A 17947-nucleotide genomic window follows, 5' to 3' on the forward strand; every position below is an offset into this window, starting at 1 on the left:
ACAGCAGTGGAAATCTGTGCGGTCCCTGTGGGAGCGGGTTTACCCGCGAAGAGGCTGGGCCTGGAGACTCAATTGGTGGGCAGAACACCCCGGGCCCATGGCCGGTAACGCAGGTCGAACACCGCCTCGGCATGGCACCCGGCGCCCAGCTTCGGCTGGGCAGGCTCAGCTCGAAACGCCTGGCCTGGCGCGCTCACCTGGCGGAACGCCTCGCGCACCACGCCCACCCGGCATGGCAAGGCCTGCTCGTAGCCCTGGCGCACCAACGCGGGCAAGCGCCCGGTCCCGGCGCCATCCTGCCACCACACAGTCAAGCCCAACCCGGCCAGTTGATCCAGCCATGCGGCATTGACCCGCGGTGAGAGTTTGCCGGCGGTGAAAGCGCTGATATGCAAAGGCTTGTCCAACTGCCGGTTGAAGGCCTGCAACTGTTTGTAGAGGGCATCACGGCGCTCGGCCTCGCGAAAATGATGGTCGTCCAGCTCCATGGGCAGGTACCAGCCGTCCACCGGCAACTGCCACGCCTGGCGCAGTTGCTGGTACTGGCTGAGCGAGCGCCCCAGCTGCGCCTTCCAGTAGCTGTTCAGGCCTTCACCGTCCAGCTCTTCGATGCGTTGGTAATAGGCCGGGTCCATGTACAGCCCCAGCACCAGTTGCAGGCCCTGGGCACGCGCGCTGCGCAGGCTGTCGGCCAGCCAGCCTTGGGCACCGCCGAAATCGCTGTCGCCATAGGCGCTCCACTGCACGATCAGGGTCTTGCCGCCCTGGGCCACGGTGGCGTGCCACAGTTGCTGCCACTGGGCGGGGGTGACATTGGCGTCGCGGTTGAGGGGTTGGTAGAACAGGCGCTGGTCGGCGCTGGCTGGCAGGCACAGGGCAAGCAGGCAGAGGGCCAGGAACGTACGCATCAGAAGGTCATCTCCGCACCGACCAGCACGCCGTTGGCGCGCTCGTATAGATTGCCGCCCAGCGATTGCTGGTATTCGGCACGCACTTTCAGCGAACCGCGGTAGGCGTTGTAGCGGTCGTCATCGAACCACCATTGCCAGCGCACACCAACCCCGGCCCGGGCGTCCTGGCGCCAGTCGTTGCTCGGGTCCTGGCTGGAAAACTCGACAAAGCCATAGGGCATGATGGTTTGCGGCGAGCTGCCCGGCAGCTTCCAGGCGTGGCCCTGCTGGTAGCGCGACAGCCAGGCGTGGTCGCCGGCACGGGTCCACCAGGCGGCGTCGAGGTAGAGGAAGCGCTCGTTCCAGTCGTCTTCATCGACCCGCCAGTCGTTGCGCCAGTCGCCCTGGTCGAGGAACGAGGCGGTGGCACGCAACAGCAGGTCGTTGCTCGATTCGGCGTGGTGACGCAGGTCGCCCCAGTTGCCGCCGACCTTGGCCGGGCTCAGCAATTGGCCCAGGCTCAGGCCGCGGTAGTGCTCTTCGTCGATCTGACGCTGGTGGTACAGCTCGGCATACAGGTTGAGGTTGGCCTGGCCGAATGGCTTGTAGCGCAGGCCGACACCGGTGCCCATGCTTTGCGCGTAGTCGGTGCGGCTTTGCCCACCGAACAGTACCCGGCCATACACCGACAGGGTGCTGCCGTTGCGGCTGGGCTCTTCGCCCAGGGCGTGGTCCCACATGGCCAGCTGCACGTTCTGCGATTGCGCGCGGCGCGAAGTGCCGCTGCGCTGGCCATTGTCGAGGAACTTGTCGTTGGTCGAGGTGCCGGCCGGCGACCAGGTGCTGGCCAGGGTGATGGTGTCGCGCCGCGACAGGCTTTCGTGGGCGCGGCGCTGGCGGTACTTGCGGGCTTCCAGGCTGCCGTATTCGTCGTCGCCGTCGACCAGGTCCTGCTCCACATCGAGGATGCGGCGCAGTTCGCGGCGCGCCGAAGCGCTGTCTTCGGCTTCGTCGTAGCGCAAGGCCAGCGTCTCGCCAAGGCGGTAGTCCTCGGGGAAATCGTGGGTGGCGCGCTCCAGGTAGGGGATCGACTGGCGGCGCTGGGCCTTGTCCGTCGAGCTGGCCAGGCGCATGCCGTAGTCGGCGCGGTAGCGTGGCTGGTCGGGGGCCAGGCGCACGGCTTCGGCCAGCCAGGCGCTGCTCTGGGCACTGTCGCCAGCCAGTTGCGCAGTGCTGGAGGCAGCGTAGTAGTGGTCGGCCCGCGGGTTGTGTGCCAGGGCCTGGCGCTGGAAGCCCAGCGCGGCTTGGTAATCGCCTTGGCGCTGGGCGATGGCGGCACCCAGGGCCCAGTCGTCGGCGCTATCGTGCGCGGCGGCGTCCCAATAGCGCCGGGCCGCTTGTGCGTCGCCGGCGTTCAGCGCGCCACGGGCGGCGGTGAGGCGGGCGTTGTCGGTCCAGGCGCTGTCCGGCTGGGTGCGCCAGATGGGCAGGGCCGCTTCGGAGTCGCCAGCGGCTTCCAGGGCATAGGCCAGGGGCAAGCGGCTCCCGCTGTCGCCCAGGCGCTCGGCGGCCTGGTAGTAGACCACCGCTTCGCCGGGCTGGTCGGGCATGGCGCAGCGGCCCAGGGCGCGGTACTGGCCGGGCTCGCTCGGGGTGGCCGGTACGGCCTGGCGCACGGCATCGCACTGGCCAGCCTCGGCCAGGCGGCCGAGCAGCTGGGCCCGGGTACTGGCGTCGACCCGAGGGATCAGGCCGAGCATGCGGCGGCTGTCCAGCGGCCCGTCGTTGCGCGCATACAGGTTGCCCAGGCGCTGCAGCAGCGACGGTGCAAGGCGGCCCTGGTGGCGGTCGTAGGCCTGCTCCAGCAGTTGCCGGGCGTGTTCGCCATGGCCCTGTTGCATCAGCAGGAAGGTGGCTTGCTCCAGTGCGGCCATATCGCCGCTCTGCCGATAGCGTTGCTCCCATTCGGCGGCGGTGCGTGGTTGCGGGGGCTGGGGCGGGTCGCCGTACAGGCGCTGCTTGAGCACGGCATAGGCCCTGGGGTCGGTGCCGGCGGTGCAGCCCTTGAACTGCTCGCGCGCCAGCTCCGGGTCGCGGTGCGACAGCCAGTCGACGGTTTCCAGGCAGGGGCGTTGCAGTTCGTTGCTCAGGCGCTGTACCAGCGGCGCGTCGTCGCCTTCGCGGGCCAGCTCCCACAGTTGCTGGCGCTGCTCGGGCTGGTTCAGCTGCGCGGCGGGCAGTGCCTGCAGCCAATGCCGGGCCTGCTGGTTCTGGCCGACGGCGATGGCGCGGTTGGCCATCGCCAGGCGGGCCTGGTTGGCTGCTTCGGGGGAAGGGGCGCTGGGCAGCAGCGCGTTCAGCCCTTTTTCATCCACCTGCTGGATATAGGCATTGGCCAGGCGCTGCCAGTCTTGCGCAGGCAACTGGCCTTGGTCGGCCAACGGCTGCAGCTGTTCGATGGTTTCCTTCCAGTTGCGCAGTTGCTCGGCGAAGTTGGCCCGGGCCAGGCGCAGCACTTGGCCGTCCCCCTGAGGCGGCAGATGGTTGAGCCAGTCCAGCGCCTTGGCGGCACCACCGTATTTGGCCAGGCTCAGGCTATAGGCCTGCCACAGGCGCACCCGGTGGGTGCCGTCGCTGCTGGCCAGCCATTGTTCCACCTGGCTGGCCGGCGGCGGGTCTTGTTCGATCCAGGCCAGGCGCAGTTCAAGCAGGGCGTTGGCGTATTCGGGGCTGTCGCCCAACTGTTCGGCAAGGGCCTCGGCCTCCTTGTAGCGGCGCTGGTGAGCCAGTGCCTCGACCAGCAGCGCACGGGCTTCGTCGTTGTTCGGCACCCGGCCCAGCACGTGGCGGGTCAGGCGTTCGACCTCGGGCCAGTTGTCCTTCTTCGCTTCGCGGTAGCTGCGCTCCATGAACGGGTAGCTGGTGAACCGCTGAAAGTCGGTCATCGGCGCCGAAGCGGCGCAGGGCAGGGCGGCGGAGCACAGCAACAAGCCAGTGAAAGTGAGGGAAAAGCGCGGCTTCATGCCACCTCCCGGGTCAGGTCAAAAGCGGCCTGCTGTTCGCTGGCCTGTTCGATCAGGGCCTGCTGCAGCACCTGCTCGGTGATGATGCCGCGGGCAATCAGGTGCTCGCCGAGGCTCTGGTGTTCCGGGTCGAAGTCGATCAGCGCCTGGTTGAACAAAGTGACCGGGACCATGCCGCGCACCTGCAGCAAGGCGCCGAGCATCACCTGATGGTGGCTGACCTGTTCCAGCAGCACTTCGTCGTCCTGGTGGCGCTCGAGGATGGCCAGCATGTCGCGGGTTTCCGGCTTCTGCCAGGGGCTTGGGTAGTGGTAGCGCAGGCCCAGGGTCACCCGGCCCTGGGGCGCCAGGCGGGCGCTGACCGGGCGCTTCAGGTGGCGGCTGATTACCCCCAGCGATACCTGGCTGACCGGGCTTTCGCTGGCCAGCACCAGCGTGTCGCCGTCTTCGGCCACCGGCAGCACGCCATAGTGCGTCGCCAGCTTGCGCGGCAGTTTGGCGATCAGCTGCGGGTCGAGCTTGAACGGGTTGAGCGGTGCCCAGGGCAGGTCCATCTGCTCGGCCAGGGTGGCGACCAGCTGTTCGCTGTTCAGCCAGCCGCGCAACAGCAGCTCGCGGCCCAGGCGCCGGCGTACCGGGCTGGTGATCGCCTGTTGCAGCTGTTCGTCGCTGATCAGGCCCTTGGCCACCAGGCGTTGGCCCAGCGGCGTGCGGGCGGGGGCGGCGATGGCGGGGAATTCGTGGGTGGTCTTGTCCCAGGCCACGCGCCGCGAGTCACCCATTTCCATCACCTGGCGCAGGGCACGCAGGTTGGCGAAGAAGTTGACGAAGTTGCTCCACATCATCCGTGGTGCCGACAACAGCCCTTCGCCGATGCCATAGAAGCGGGTCACGAACCAGGCGCGCTGGAACAGGCGGTTGAACAGCATCAGCCCGTTCAGCCACAGCAAGGTGGTCAGCAGCCAGCTGTCGCTGAGGATCGACATGAAGCGCCACGACTCCGGCGCAATCACCGTGACCAGCCACATGGCCAGCAACACCAGCAGCAACAGGTTGACCAGGAAACTCAGCAGGTAGGCGAACAGGCCGCGGCGGTCACGCCAGAGGAAGTAGTTGAGCGCGCCCTTGCGGCTCCAGCCGAGGTTGCTGGTGCCCTGGAACACGATGCCGACGATCCACCGCGACTTCTGCCGGATGGCATGCTGCCAGTCGCGCGGGAAGTGCTCGCGCACGCAGATCACCTGGGCGAATTCGCGGCTCATGCCCGGGCGCCATTCCTGCTTCAGGGTCAGCGCCGGGTCGGTGATGGAGTAGCGGGCGAAAATGCACTTCATGCCCTTCTGCTTAAGGCGGAAGCCGATGTCGTAGTCTTCGGTGAGGCTCTGTACGTCGAAGGCGATGCCGTCGCCGTCCTCGAGCAGCGCACTGATGGCGCGGCGGCTGAAGCAGGTGCCGACCCCGGCGCTGGGCACCTGGCCGGTCAGGGCCTCGCGCACGATCACGTCCTTGCCGTGGTTTTCGGCGAACTCGTCGACATAGTGGCCGGCGGTGAAGCCTTTCCATTCCGGTGCGTAGGGGTACACCGGGATCTGGATCATGTCCTTGTTCGGTAGCAGGTAGTTGAACAGGCGCAGCTCCATGGGCGAGATCACGTCTTCGGCGTCGTGCAGGATAAAGCCGGCGAACTGGATGCCGGCGTCCTGCTGGAAGCGCAGCAGCGCGTCGATGATGTTGTTCAGGCAGTCGGCCTTGCTGGTGGGGCCGGGGCGAGCGCAGACCACCTTGTGCACGTTGGGATAGTGCAGGCACACCGCGTCGACGTCGGCCTGGGTTTGCGGGTCGTTGGGGTAGGTGCCGACGAAGATCTGGTAGTTCTCGTAGTCGATGGTCGAGGCTGCCAGGCGCGCCATCTCGCCGACCACGCCCACTTCGTTCCAGGCCGGGACCATGATCGCCAGGGGCTTTTCCGGTACCTCGAACAGGCGTTTTTCGTCGGCTTTTTCGTACTTGTCGTAGATGCGAAAGCGCCGGATCAGCTTGCGGCCCCAGTAGCAAAGGTCGATGAACAGGTCATCCAGGCCCAGCAGGAACATCAGCGTGGCCAGGACGATCGCGAGTATCTTCAGGCCGAACAGCACATAGGTGAGAAAATCGATGAATGCCAGGCTCATGTGCCGGTCACCGGCAGGAAGGGGTGGGCCATCGTCTATATCCTCGTTCGATTCCCTGGACGAAGTTGTACGACTTGTCGCCGTTTGTACTGGATAGATACAAGCAGCCGAACGCGGGGTTGTCCAAATTTTAGGCTTTTTCTTGTGGGCCACTTCTTGTAGCTTTACAGGTCGTTTACCCAGGGAGCTGAACATGCAAGGCAAGGCACGCAAGATCGTCCAGGCCATCCTTTACGAGGCCATCGCCGTCGCCTGCGTGGCGCCCGCGTTGGAGCTGGCGTTCGGTGCCGGCATGGCGCAGTCGACCGTGCTGTCGGTGCTGATGTCGGGCATCGCGATGAGCTGGAACATGGCCTACAACTGGGTGTTCGAACGCTGGGAAGCGCGCCAGCAACGGCGTGAGCGCACTTTCCTGCGGCGCCTGTTGCATGCGCTGGGCTTCGAGGGCGGGCTGGTGCTGATCCTGCTGCCGCTGGTGGCGTACTGGCTGGATGTCAGCCTGTGGGCGGCGTTGCTGACCAACCTGGCGTTGTTCGTGTTCTTCTTCGCTTACGCGTTTGTCTTCCAGTGGGGCTTCGACAAGGTGTTCGATGTGCCGCTTTCGGCGCAGCAGGCGAAGTGTTGACTTTGTGCCGCACTACCGGCTAAGTTCCTACCCCATGAATACTTTCCAGCACGTCAACGCCATTATTATTACCGCCATTATCAGCTTGGCGGGCTAGCGCGTACGTGCACCGAACCCGCCCTGGAGGCGGGTTTCTTCTCTCTGACTCCTGGGCAACGTGAACACAGCCAAGGAGTCATCGATGACCAGCTTCGTCAGCCCTCGTTCTACCTTCACCCCCCAGCAACTGCTGTCGGAGCAGGTGCGGCGCATTCTTGCCGCCCCGGTGTACGACCTGGCCATCGAAACGCCCTTGCAAGCTGCGCCTGCGTTGTCTGCCAGCCTGGGCAACCAGGTGTTGCTCAAGCGGGAAGACCTGCAGCCTACTTTCTCGTTCAAGATCCGCGGTGCGTACACCCGCCTGTCACGCCTGAGTACCGTGCAGCGCGAGCGCGGCGTGATCACCGCCTCCGCGGGCAACCATGCCCAAGGTGTGGCCATGGCGGCATCGCACTTGGGCATGAAGGCCACCATCGTCATGCCTACCACCACGCCGTCGCTGAAGGTGGAAGGGGTACGTTCGCGCGGTGGCCATGTAGTGCTGCACGGCGAGAGCTTCCCCCATGCCTTGGCCCATGCGCTGAAACTGGCCGACAGCGAAGGTGCCACCTTCGTGCCACCGTTCGACGACCCGGATGTGATCGCCGGGCAGGGCACTGTGGCCATGGAGATCCTGCGCCAGCGCCCGGGGGCGCTGGACGCCATCTTCGTGCCGGTGGGTGGCGGTGGGCTGATTGCTGGCATCGCCGCCTATGTGAAGTACCTGCGCCCTGATGTGAAGGTGATCGGCGTCGAGCCGGAGGACTCCAACTGCCTGCAGGCTGCCATGGCCGCTGGTGAGCGGGTGATCCTGCCGCAGGTCGGCACCTTCGCCGATGGTGTGGCGGTGGCGCAGATCGGCGCCCATTGCTTCGAGCTGTGCCGGCACTTCGTTGACGAAGTGGTGACGGTGAGCAGCGACGAGCTGTGCGCGGCGATCAAGGACATCTATGACGATACCCGCTCGATCACCGAACCGTCCGGGGCGCTGGCCGTGGCCGGGATCAAGAAGTACGTGGCGCGCGACGGCGTGCAGGGGCAGACCCTGGTGGCGATCGATTCCGGGGCCAACGTCAATTTCGACCGCCTGCGCCATGTGGCCGAGCGTGCCGAACTGGGCGAGCAGCGCGAGGCGATCATCGCTGTCACCATTCCGGAACAGCCGGGCAGCTTCCGCGCCTTTTGCCAGGCACTGGGCAAGCGGCAGATCACTGAGTTCAACTACCGCTATTACCCCGGCAAGGAGGCGCAGCTGTTCGTGGGTGTGCAGACACACCCGCTGCACGACCCGCGCGACCAGTTGTTGGCCAGCCTGCGAGAGCAGGGCTACAGCGTACTGGACCTGACCGACAACGAACTGGCCAAGCTGCATGTGCGCCATACCGTTGGCGGCCATGCCGCGCCCGGGGCTGACGAGCGGGTGCTGCGCTTTGAATTCCCCGAGCGCCCGGGGGCCTTGCTGGGCTTTCTGGAGCGGCTTGGCAAGCGCTGGAACATCAGCCTGTTCCATTACCGCAACCATGGTGCGGCGGAGGCACGGGTATTTGCGGCGCTGGAAGTGCCGGGGGATGAGTTGGCGGGGTTGCCGTTGGCGCTGGATGAGATGGGGTACCGGTACTGGGATGAGACCGACAACCCGGCGTACAAGCTGTTCCTGGGTTGATACGTAAACCTCATGCAGCCTGTACGGGCCTCTTCGCGGGCACGCCCGCTCCCACAGGGACAGCGCATGGCTTGAGGTTGATGCGGTCAAGGTGGGAGCTGGCTTGCCGGCGATGGGCCGCAGAGCGGCCTCAGGATTTCAGTGCTAGTGCATGAATTGCAGGGGCTGCTTTGCAGCCCATCGCGACACAAGGCCGCTCCTACAAGTTTTGTGTGTGCCGGTAGATGGTGCTCAGCGCTCACGCATGAAGAAGCCGGCAACGAATTTGCGGAAGGTTTCCAGGCTCTTGAAGTCGGCGTAGCGCTTGAAGTTCTCGGTATCCGGTTCGGGGCCGATTGGCTGCTCCAGCAACGATACCGACAACACCCGGTCCTGGTCCGAAGTCATTACCAGTTCATCCATCACCTGGCCGCCGATCACCGGGCGGCGCATCTGTACTTTCACACCTTTGCCGGCCATCCAGTCGACCAGCGATACCAGGGCCTTGAGCGGCTCGCGTTCTTCGTCGCGATACACCGGGAACAGGTGGGCGCGGGACAGCACCGGTACGCTGGCAACATGGATCAGCTCGTAGAAATGGCTGCCGGCACTGGTCGGCGAGTACAGCGCCAAGGCCAGCAACGGCCCGGCGGTGCGGTTGCCGCCCCAGTACAGGTGGTGGCCCTGGAAGTCGAAGCCGTCTTCACTGCGGTTGTTGAACAGCTTGCGCCCTTTGATCTGGTCCACGCAGTCCAGCAGCAGGCCGTGGCGGCGGTGGTTGCCGAACACCGTGGCTTCGCGCAGGCGGGACTTGAGCATCATCATGTGCTTCATGTCCAGGCGGGTTTCCAGGTAGTTGCTGGCGGGCACCCGTTCCAGCAGCGGATAGCGGCTGGCAACGCTGCGCAACTCGGCAAACTGCCCGGTAAGGTCCTTTTTCAGGTGCGTGGCATACAGGTTCAGGCCGCTGGTCTCGATCCAGGTCAGCAGCAGTGACAGCAGGCGCTGTTGGTCGCGCCGCTCGCTGCCGTCGCCGCCGGCACCGGCGGTGCCGCTGCGAAAATCGCCGATCAGGCGCAACGGTGTGTCGGGCGGCAGCCAGGCAGCGGGTGGCGCGGGGTCGTTCTCGCGTTCGGCCGCTTCCCGCTCGTCCTTGGTGAACGGGCAGCCGGGCGCGTGTTCGGCGGTACCCGGGTTGTTCTTGAGAAACAGCGTACCGGTGCTGCCGTTGAGGGTGACATTGAGTACCGGCAAGGCATCGTTGCGGCAGTCGCAGGCCAGCCACTGGTTGGCGTTGCGCACCTTCATCAGCAACTGGTTGGCCTGCAGCAGGCGCGGGCCGGCGAGGCTGCCGGTGGCAAAGCCGACCAGCAGCTCCTCTTCTGCAGGGGTCAGGCTACGGACCTGTGCGGCGGTTTTGTCGATGATTCGCATGAAGCAGCTCCCAGCTACGAGCCCCAAGCTTCAAGCAAAGTCGCGCCGCTTTCAACTTACCGCTCAGTTGCCACCGAACATCTTCGCCGCGCGGGCGCGAATTTCGTCGGGGGTCAGGTCCTCCTTGTGGGTGGAAACGAACCAGATGTTGCCGAACGGATCTTTCAGGGTGCCGCTGCGGTCACCGTAGAACTGGTCGGTCAAGGGATGCAACTGGGTGCCGCCGGCGGCCAGGGCCTGGGCGTAGACCTTGTCGCAGTCTTCGACATACAGGTGCAGGCCCACGCCTGTGCCGCTGAGCTTCTGGCTGGCGGTGAGGCCGCCTTCCATGTCGCAGGGGTCGCCCAGCATCAGCGACGAATCACCGATTTTCAGCTCGGCATGGCCAACGCGGCCGCCAGGGGCATCGAGGCGGAACATTTCCACTGCGCCAAAGGCCTTCTTGTAGAACTCGATGGCCTTGGCGGCGTCGTTGATGGCCAGGTAGGGCGTGATGCTGTGCTGGCCTTCGGGGATGGGTTTGGCTGCCATGTTCGACTCTCCTTGGAAGTGGGCGCCGGTTGGCGCCCTGTTGCTTAGAGTCGTTTGCGCGGATGGAAAATCGACAGGGGTGATAGACCGATTCTCTATAAGCGCGGCGGTCAGAAGATGTAGTCGGTGGTCAGGAAGCTCGACTGCCGGTTGCGAATGATCTCGCTGATCAGTTCCTTGTTGGCCTCCTGGAAGCGCGTTGCGACCAAGGTGCGGATCGAGAACACACGCAGGGCGTCATGTACCGACAGGGTGCCTTCGGCGCTGTTCTTGCGGCCGTTGAAAGGGTAGGTGTCGGGGCCGCGCTGGCATTGCGCGTTGATGTTGATGCGCCCGACCTGGTTGGCGAATATGTCGACCAGGCTGCCGATGGTCGCCGGGTCATTGCCGAACAGGCTCAGTTGCTGGCCGTAGTCGGAGTCCAGTACATAGTCGATCACCGTCTGCAGGTCGCGGTAGGGCACTACCGGCACCAGCGGGCCGAACTGCTCCTCGTGGTACACGCGCATGTCGCTCTTCACCGGGTACAGCACGGCCGGGTAGAAGAACGAGCCACGGCTGTGCCCACCACCTTCGTTGAGCACGCGTGCGCCCTTGGCGGTGGCGTCGGCGACCAGGCCGTCGAGGTAGTCGACCTTGCCGGGCTCGGGCAGCGGCGTCAGCGCAACGCCTGGCTCCCAAGGCATGCCGGGCTTGAGCGCGGCCAGCTTGCGCTGGAACTTGTCGAGGAAGGCATCGACCACGTCCTCGTGGACGAACAGGATCTTCAGTGCTGTGCAGCGTTGGCCATTGAACGACAGCGCACCGGTGACTGCTTCTTCGACGGCGTTGTCGAGGTCCACCTGGGGCAGCACGATGCCCGGGTTCTTGGCATCCAGCCCCAGCGCGGCGCGCAGCCGGTGCGGGCGCGGGTGCAGCTTCTTCAGGTCGCTGGCGGCCTTGTGCGTGCCGATGAAGGCGAACACATCGACCTTGCCGCTGGCCATCAGCGCGCTCACCGTTTCCCGGCCACGGCCGTAGATGACGTTGATCACCCCTGGCGGGAAGCTGTCACGGAAGGCTTCTAGCAACGGCCGAATCAGCAGCACGCCGAACTTGGCCGGCTTGAACACCACGGTGTTGCCCATGATCAGCGCCGGGATCAGCGTGGTGAAGGTTTCGTTCAGCGGGTAGTTGTATGGCCCCATGCACAGGGCCACGCCCAGTGGTGCACGGCGGATCTGGCCTAGCGTGCCCTGTTCCAGCTCGAAGCGGCTGGAACGGCGGTCGAGGTCCTTGAGGGCGTTGATGGTGTCGACGATGTAGTCGCAGGTGCGGTCGAATTCCTTTTCCGAATCCTTGAGGTTCTTGCCGATCTCCCACATCAGCAGCTTGACCACGGCCTGGCGCTGTTCACGCATGCGTGCCAGGAAGGTCTCGACGTGCTGGATGCGCTCGGCCACGCGCATGTTCGGCCAGGCGCCACGGCCTTTGTCGTAGGCCTGCACGGCGGCATCGAGGGCGGTGAGCGCGGTGTCGGCATCGAGCAGTGGGGCGCTGCCCAGCACCACCTGATGCTCATCGTTGCCTTCCTTGAGCCAGACCGGGCTGCGCACCGTGGCCAGGGGGCCGTCCCAGCGCCTGAGCTCGCCGTTCACCAGATAGTCGCGTTGTTCCAGGGGGGCTTCCAGGCGCCAGGTTTCCGGGATGTTCTCGGCGCTGGGGAAGAGTGAATCGAGCAGACGGTCCATGGGTACTGCACCTCACATTGCTGGGCGGGTTTCAAGCCGGGTGAATCGCTTCAGCTGCGAGCATGCACCGGCCGCCGGAAAAACACCAGTCTGGCTTAACATGGCGGCAAATGCCTGCCTGTTGTGCAGGCAGGCACCCGGGGGCGGTCAAAGCGGGAGGTTGAACAGGTCGTACGGTGGGTGCGTCAACCATTGCTGACGCAGGGCGGGGTCTGCCTCGATCAGGGCCAGGCGCCGCCAGAACTCTGCACGGGCTTGCCTTGGGTGGGACAAAAACGGTTCAAGCTCAAGCAAGGGCCTGAGGTCGCGCCGATATTGCAGCGGCAAGCGCTGCCACAGGGCCAGTTCTGCCGGGCCGGTCTGTTCGAAGAATTCCTGATAGTCGCTTGCGCATACCATCAGGTCCACCTGATGCGCAGCGTTGTAAGCTTCGATCTGTGCAACCACGGGGGCGCCCAGCCATTCGCTTTCCAGGCGCAGCGCCTCTGCGACTGGCCGTGGCAGGTTGAAACCCTCTGGCAGCCGCACCAGCTGGTTGTCGCCAATGTCCAGGATGATGGGCTCGATCATCTGGTCCAGGCCTTGCGGCAACTCGCTGAGCGCACAGTCGTTCAGGAACAGTGTCCTCAGGTAGCCCAGCCCGCGCAGGTCCGGGGCCTCTAGCAGCGGGTTGCCCGAAAGGTCCAGTACGTTGAGCCCGGAGCAGCGGTTCAGTGCCTGCTGGGCCTGGGTACTCCAGGTAATGCGGTTGCCTTCCAGGTCCAGCCAGGCGAGCTGTTCAGGGCTGCTCAGGTGGGGCACGGTGTCGAACCGGCAGTCGCTCAGCAGCAGGCGCTTGAGGTTGGGAAAGCGTTCATGGAACTCGGCCGGCAACTGGCTGAGCGAACGGTTGTAGCTGAGTGACAGGTGCTGCACATGGGTGAAGTCGTCTGGCAAGGCCAGGCTGGCCAGGGCCTGGTTGTCCAGCTCCAGGCCGGACAGGTCCAGGCTGTGCAGGCTGCCACCCCCTTCAAGCGCTATGCTCGACAGCCGCCGCCAGACGTTGAGGATGGGGCGGATGGCCAGGTGCCGCTGGTGAGGGCGCTGCGGATCGGGCCGGGCCCATTCATGCAGGTCGCGGCGCAAAGTATCCAGACGCTGCTGCAGGTCGTTCAGCCGCTGTGTGGGTGAGCGAATGTCATCGACGTACGGGTTGTCCTCGTCGTTGCCGAGCCAGTTTTCGAACTCCCAGTCGGTGGCGTCGGGGAACAAGCGCCGATAGGCCCCGGCCAGCGAGCCTGCCAGGCGCGGCTGAGGCGGTTCGGGGTCAAGCGGCCGACCGCCGCGCAAGCTGCCCATGGGCTTGCGCAGCAGAGCGCGATGACCCCAGAGGCGTTGCGCAAGTGTCTGTCTGTGCAGGTCGACCCAACCCAGTACGCGCTGGCGTAGCGAGCTGCCATCGGCCGTCGGGATACCCAGCGTATCGCGATGCGAGCGTGGCAGTGCCTGCTCTATGGCACGGCAGAGGTCCGGATCAAGCGGTCCAGGTGCAGGGCGCTCGCCCCGGTCGACCTCATAGCCTTCGGCCGTTTTGATCACACGGCGCAGGGTGCTGGCCTGGTCGCTGCCGACATGCTCCAGCAAAGGGCCTTGGGGGCTTGCGCCGCGCAGCTCCAGGCGCAAATCCGCAGGCCAGTCGGGCATGGCATCCAGGGCGCTGAACAGCAGGCGTTCGCTGTCGCTGCTGGCTCGGGCTGGCTGAAGCACACCCTCCAGGGCGCGTACCAGGGGCAGCTCGCTGTGCACCTGTTCCAGTGCCTGGCGAACCTGAATGGGTAGCTGACCCTGCTGTTGCCAGGCGAGCGATTCAGCCTCGCCCAGCGGTGTCAGCAAACGCGTGGCCAGGGCAGGGGAAAGCCGCGGATAGGCAGCGAGCAGTTTCTGCGTTGACGGGGTGGTGGGCGCGCTGCCGTTGTAGAGGCGCTCGAACAGGCCCGGCGGGGCCTTGTCGGTCAACGCCTCGACCTCGGCCTGTGCCGCCATGCGTTGCAGGGCATCGAGCAACAGCGGGGGCGTTGGCCGGCCTTCCAGGTGCATCCGGCGCAACTGCGCGGCGTCGATGCCGCAGAGGCGGCCGGCTTGCGTCAGCTGTTCTGGCGTGAACGCGGCATATGCCGGGCCGAGACGGCGCGCCAGCTTCGCGAATTGCCACTGGCCGGGCTGTTCATGCTGGCCGCGCCAGGCACCTTGGGCATTGTGCGTCAGCGGTGGCTGCCAGGCGTCGGGCGTGTCGGGGTGAATGACCCGCCATTGCTGCAGGTCGTGGTCGAAGCGTTGTTCGAAGAGCTGGCCGTCCATGCGGATGAAATACCGGCCCTCGTACAAGTATTGGCCAAGTGCATTGGGCTGCAGGGTTTCGGGCAGTGTCACAGCACTGCGGTAGGGGGTGAGGTCTTCATTCCAGAGCCGGTAGCGCCCGTCGTTGCCACGTACTTGCTGCAGGCTTTCCATCAACGGGCTGTTGAACAGCTTGGGCACGACCTTGCCCGCTGCCACGAACCCTCCGATCAGGGCCAGGTTCAGGCCGACCGCCTCCAGGTGGCGCAGTGCCAGGTGACGGTCGCCTTCATGCCAGGCCTGGTAGCCCTCGAAGGCCTCGCCGAGCAGTTGGCAGGCGGTGACGGCCAGCATCAGGGTGCCTGCACCCGGAATGAAGAACGCGGCAATACCGAGTGCATCCAGGCCAAGGCTTTCCCATTCCTCCAGGCGCCTGGTTCGCGCGTTGGCATCGGCCATGGCTGTCGGAACCGCCAGCAGGCTGGCTTCGTGCTTGAGGCGGGCAAGGTGCAGGTCCTGGTAGTGGCCGAAAGGTTCGGCCGTGATGGCCACGCGTGTGGGGCGCAGGTCCGCTTGCACTGCGCGCTGCCAAGGGCGGTCAAAGGCCGTGTTGCCTGTGGCGTCGAGGTTCTGCTGCAACAGGTCGAGAAAGTGCGTGCGTTGGTCCTGCCTGATGTACGCTGTGAAGGCTTGGCGGGCATCGGGCTCCAGCAGCAAGGTCGCCAGCGTGTCGTGTACCGCGTCCAGGTTGCTGCATTGACGCAGGGCCGGGTCATGGCCGGGCAGGTACAGCGCCAGCCCCGCACTGCCGGCATCGATCAGCATGACCTCGTGCAGGGGCGTGCCGAATAGCGCCAACTGCCAACACCCCACGGCGCCACCCTGCAACAGTTGTTCGACCTGATCGCGCGTGCTGCCGTCAAGCAGGTGCCGCAGATAGGCAAGGTCGGCCGCCAGGCGCAGGCGGTCTTTCTGTACCCTGATGGCCAAGGCTCGGGTAGCGGGCTGGGCAAGGTGTTGCTCCAGGTGGGCCTGGTAAGCCTCACCCAGGTCCAGGTCACGGCACTGTGCGGCGAAAGCGGCCGGCTCAAGTGGCAGCCGTTCCACCTGATAATGCTCCGACTGCAATGGAAAGTGCGCGACGGGTGATTGCATGCCGAAGGGGGCGGAGCCTTGTACCAGAATCGGCGTGACCTGAATGTTGTCGCCCAGGGCAATGGCACTTTCAGCGGTGAACACCTCGTCGCTGGCGAAGTTCTGCAGGGCGGCCTGTAGCAGGTTGTCGCGACGATGGCGGTAAAGATAGCGCAGGGCGGCCCAGTGCCAGCTGCGCTCGACCCGCAGCAGTTGGCTATTGCGCAGCGGCGCGTGAAAGCCTTGTTCGGCAAGACGCCGTTGCAGCAATGGCTCGGCGAATTCAGTGATCTGTTTCAGGCCTTTGAGCGAGCTGGCCAAGGCTGCTTGCGCCTGCATCAGGCGCGCCTGGCTGGCATGCACTGTGTCACGCAGGTCGGGGGCAGCATTGGCGAACCAGTCCTGCGCCTTCCACGGGGCGATCTGGGTTCGCTTCAACGCGGCCCATTGATTGGGCGTTACCTGGCGTGCCCAGTGCGGCAGCTGCGCCTCGAGCAAGGGTTGATGAGGGTTGATGGCTGGCATGTCGATGCTCCTTTCATGCAAAGAGGGGGCATCAAACGGTATTTATCGATGGCCAAGTGGTAATGGGATAACGCGGGTTGGATATATGGCCTGCGGTTGCCTGCTGATTCCGTGACAAGCGTGTAGTATCCAGGCGCATGGCAGCGGCGAGCGGGGTGAGGGATGATCGAAGTATCACGGTTCTGGCGCGACCCGGCGTTGCCCTTCGTCGAAGCCCGGCGGGTAGGGGACGGGCGCCAGGTGTGCTACGCCGCGCATTCCCACGAAAGCTTTTCCATCGGGGTGATCACGGGTGGGCGCAGCACCTACCTGTACGGTGACCAGTGCATCGAGGTGGCGGCTGGTGCCACGGTATTGATGAACCCAGGCGTGGTGCACGCCTGCAACCCCATCGCCGGGGAGCCATGGTCCTACCTGATGTTGTTCGTCGACATGCCCTGGTTGCAGGCGCTGGGGTTTGCCTTGCCGTCCCAGGCCTGGAGTAGCTCGCCGGTATTGTACCGGTGCCTGCTGCAGGCCTTTGCCGACCTGTTCGATGCCAGCGTGCCGGACCGCGAAGGCCGCCTGGCGGCACTGTTTGGCGCACTGCCGGGCATGCTTGGCGGTAATGCCAGCGTGAACGACGAGGGCAACCCGCGACTGGACGCGGCGGCAGCGTTCATACGCGCCCATCGGGGCGACCCGCTGAGCCTGGACGACATTAGCGCGGCCTGCGGCCTGTCGCGTTCCTACCTGATTCGCGCGTTCCGCCAACGCTTCGGCCTGACGCCGCATGGCTACCTGCTCGACCAGCGCGTGCAGCTGGCCAGGGCGCAACTGCGCCAGGGCCGGGCAATCGCCGAAGTTGCGCAGGAGGCCGGGTTTGCCGACCAGGCGCACCTGCAGCGGGCCTTCAAGCAGCACTTGGCAGCGACGCCGGGGCATTACCGCAATGCATTCGGCTGAATTGCCATTTTGGCTGTGATGGCCCTATCGCCGGCAAGCCAGCTCCTACAGGTACTGCGTTGCTCTCGAGGTTGTCGCTGTACCTGTGGGAGCGGCCTTGTGTCGCGAAAGGGCCGCAACGCGGCCCCAGGATTGATGCGCAGTAGTTGAAATTGCTGGGGCTGCTTTGCAGCCCTTTCGCGACACAAGGCCGCTCCCACAGGGGATTGCGCCAACTTTTAGAATTTAAGCAAGACAGTTGTTCCCACAGGTACTGCGCAGGTCTTGAGGGCAGCGATAGGGCTGGTGCAGCTAGCCTTGAATGACCAGATAAACCGCGCTGCCCACTAGCAGCACCGCCAAGCCCCGATTCAGCAGGCGCATGTGCCGTGGGTTGCCCAGGTACTGGCGAACCACGCTCCCGGCCCACGCCCAGCTGGCCACCGAAATGAAACAGATCGGCCCGTAGATCCAGGCAAACAGCCACAGCAACTGCTGCTCGCCGCCGGTGTAGGCGCCAACCCCGGCCACCGCTGCCAGCCATGCCTTGGGGTTGAGCCATTGCATCGCCGCGCCGTGCCAGGCCGAGGGGGCTTGGGCGGGATGGGCATTGCCCAACTGCCCATCGTCGCTGGCCAGCTTCCATGCCATGTACAGCAGGAACGCCACGCCGCCCCAGTGCAACAGCAGGCCCAGCAAAGGCCAGCGCAGCAACAACTGATGCAGGCCCAGGCCGACCAGCACCAGCAACAGGCAGAAGCCCAGCGTGGCGCCAGCCACATGCGCCAGGCTGGCACGCAGGCCATGACGGGCACCGCTGCCCAGCGCAACGATGTTGACCGGGCCGGGGGAGATCGAGGCCGCCAGTGCGAAAGCGGCCATGGACAGGGACAGGCTCATGAGGGGGATCCGTTTGGTTGAGGG

The 17947-nt window shown here is 65.3% G+C and carries 11 protein-coding genes; 3 read left to right on the forward strand and 8 right to left on the reverse strand.

The features are described from left to right. Nucleotides 1-68 precede the first annotated feature (68 nt). Genes CAG22_RS19110 through nrfB form a run of 3 tightly spaced genes read right to left on the reverse strand, consistent with a single transcriptional unit; the run spans nucleotide 69 to nucleotide 6084 of the window. Nucleotides 69-908, reverse strand: a complete 840-nt coding sequence (locus CAG22_RS19110) for a DUF4434 family protein (RefSeq protein WP_085588487.1) — start codon at nucleotides 906-908, stop codon at nucleotides 69-71. Continuing rightward, on the reverse strand, nucleotides 908-3913 hold the full coding sequence (locus CAG22_RS19115) for a phage receptor (RefSeq protein ID WP_085705957.1): 3006 nt from the start codon (nucleotides 3911-3913) through the stop codon (nucleotides 908-910). Before CAG22_RS19115 ends, CAG22_RS19110 begins: the two co-directional genes overlap by 1 nt. Beyond that, on the reverse strand, nucleotides 3910-6084 hold the full coding sequence (nrfB, locus tag CAG22_RS19120) for a cyclic di-3',5'-guanylate-activated glycosyltransferase NrfB (RefSeq protein ID WP_085692482.1): 2175 nt from the start codon (nucleotides 6082-6084) through the stop codon (nucleotides 3910-3912). The genes CAG22_RS19115 and nrfB overlap by 4 nt, the downstream gene beginning before the upstream one ends. Nucleotides 6085-6277: 193 nt before the next feature. Between nrfB and CAG22_RS19125 the strand changes: the two genes are divergently transcribed. Both CAG22_RS19125 and ilvA read left to right on the forward strand, forming a co-directional pair. Further along, the gene (locus CAG22_RS19125; RefSeq protein ID WP_085705958.1) at nucleotides 6278-6709 is read left to right on the forward strand and encodes a PACE efflux transporter; all 432 of its coding nucleotides are present in this window, start codon (nucleotides 6278-6280) and stop codon (nucleotides 6707-6709) included. Between the two features lie 181 nt (nucleotides 6710-6890). Beyond that, nucleotides 6891-8450, forward strand: a complete 1560-nt coding sequence (gene ilvA / locus CAG22_RS19130; RefSeq protein ID WP_085705959.1) for a threonine ammonia-lyase, biosynthetic — start codon at nucleotides 6891-6893, stop codon at nucleotides 8448-8450. Nucleotides 8451-8681: 231 nt separating this feature from the next. Here the strand turns inward: ilvA and CAG22_RS19135 are convergent, their stop codons facing one another. The 4 genes from CAG22_RS19135 to CAG22_RS19155 all read right to left on the reverse strand — a co-directional run bounded on the left by CAG22_RS19135 (nucleotide 8682) and on the right by CAG22_RS19155 (nucleotide 16099). Beyond that, entirely contained in the window at nucleotides 8682-9863 is a 1182-nt protein-coding gene (locus tag CAG22_RS19135; protein ID WP_085588495.1) for a hypothetical protein, read from the reverse strand. Nucleotides 9864-9926: 63 nt separating this feature from the next. Beyond that, complete coding sequence (locus CAG22_RS19140; protein WP_025339339.1) at nucleotides 9927-10394, reverse strand: VOC family protein; 468 nt, start codon at nucleotides 10392-10394, stop codon at nucleotides 9927-9929. A 110-nt stretch (nucleotides 10395-10504) separates the two neighbouring features. Continuing rightward, nucleotides 10505-12124 (reverse strand): NADP-dependent glyceraldehyde-3-phosphate dehydrogenase, encoded by a 1620-nt coding sequence (locus CAG22_RS19145; protein ID WP_025339338.1) that lies wholly within the window; start codon nucleotides 12122-12124, stop codon nucleotides 10505-10507. A 147-nt stretch (nucleotides 12125-12271) separates the two neighbouring features. Next, on the reverse strand, nucleotides 12272-16099 hold the full coding sequence (locus CAG22_RS19155; RefSeq protein WP_085705961.1) for a leucine-rich repeat domain-containing protein: 3828 nt from the start codon (nucleotides 16097-16099) through the stop codon (nucleotides 12272-12274). Nucleotides 16100-16261: 162 nt separating this feature from the next. Between CAG22_RS19155 and CAG22_RS19160 the strand changes: the two genes are divergently transcribed. Then, nucleotides 16262-17044, forward strand: coding sequence for an AraC family transcriptional regulator (locus CAG22_RS19160; RefSeq protein WP_085705962.1), 783 nt, complete (start codon nucleotides 16262-16264; stop codon nucleotides 17042-17044). Between the two features lie 291 nt (nucleotides 17045-17335). Here CAG22_RS19160 and CAG22_RS19165 read toward each other — a convergent pair whose 3' ends face one another. Continuing rightward, nucleotides 17336-17923, reverse strand: coding sequence for a LysE family translocator (locus CAG22_RS19165; protein WP_085615474.1), 588 nt, complete (start codon nucleotides 17921-17923; stop codon nucleotides 17336-17338). Nucleotides 17924-17947 lie beyond the last annotated feature (24 nt).

The sequence above is a fragment of the Pseudomonas sp. B8(2017) genome (assembly GCF_002113575.1).
GTDB lineage: Bacteria > Pseudomonadota > Gammaproteobacteria > Pseudomonadales > Pseudomonadaceae > Aquipseudomonas > Aquipseudomonas putida_Z.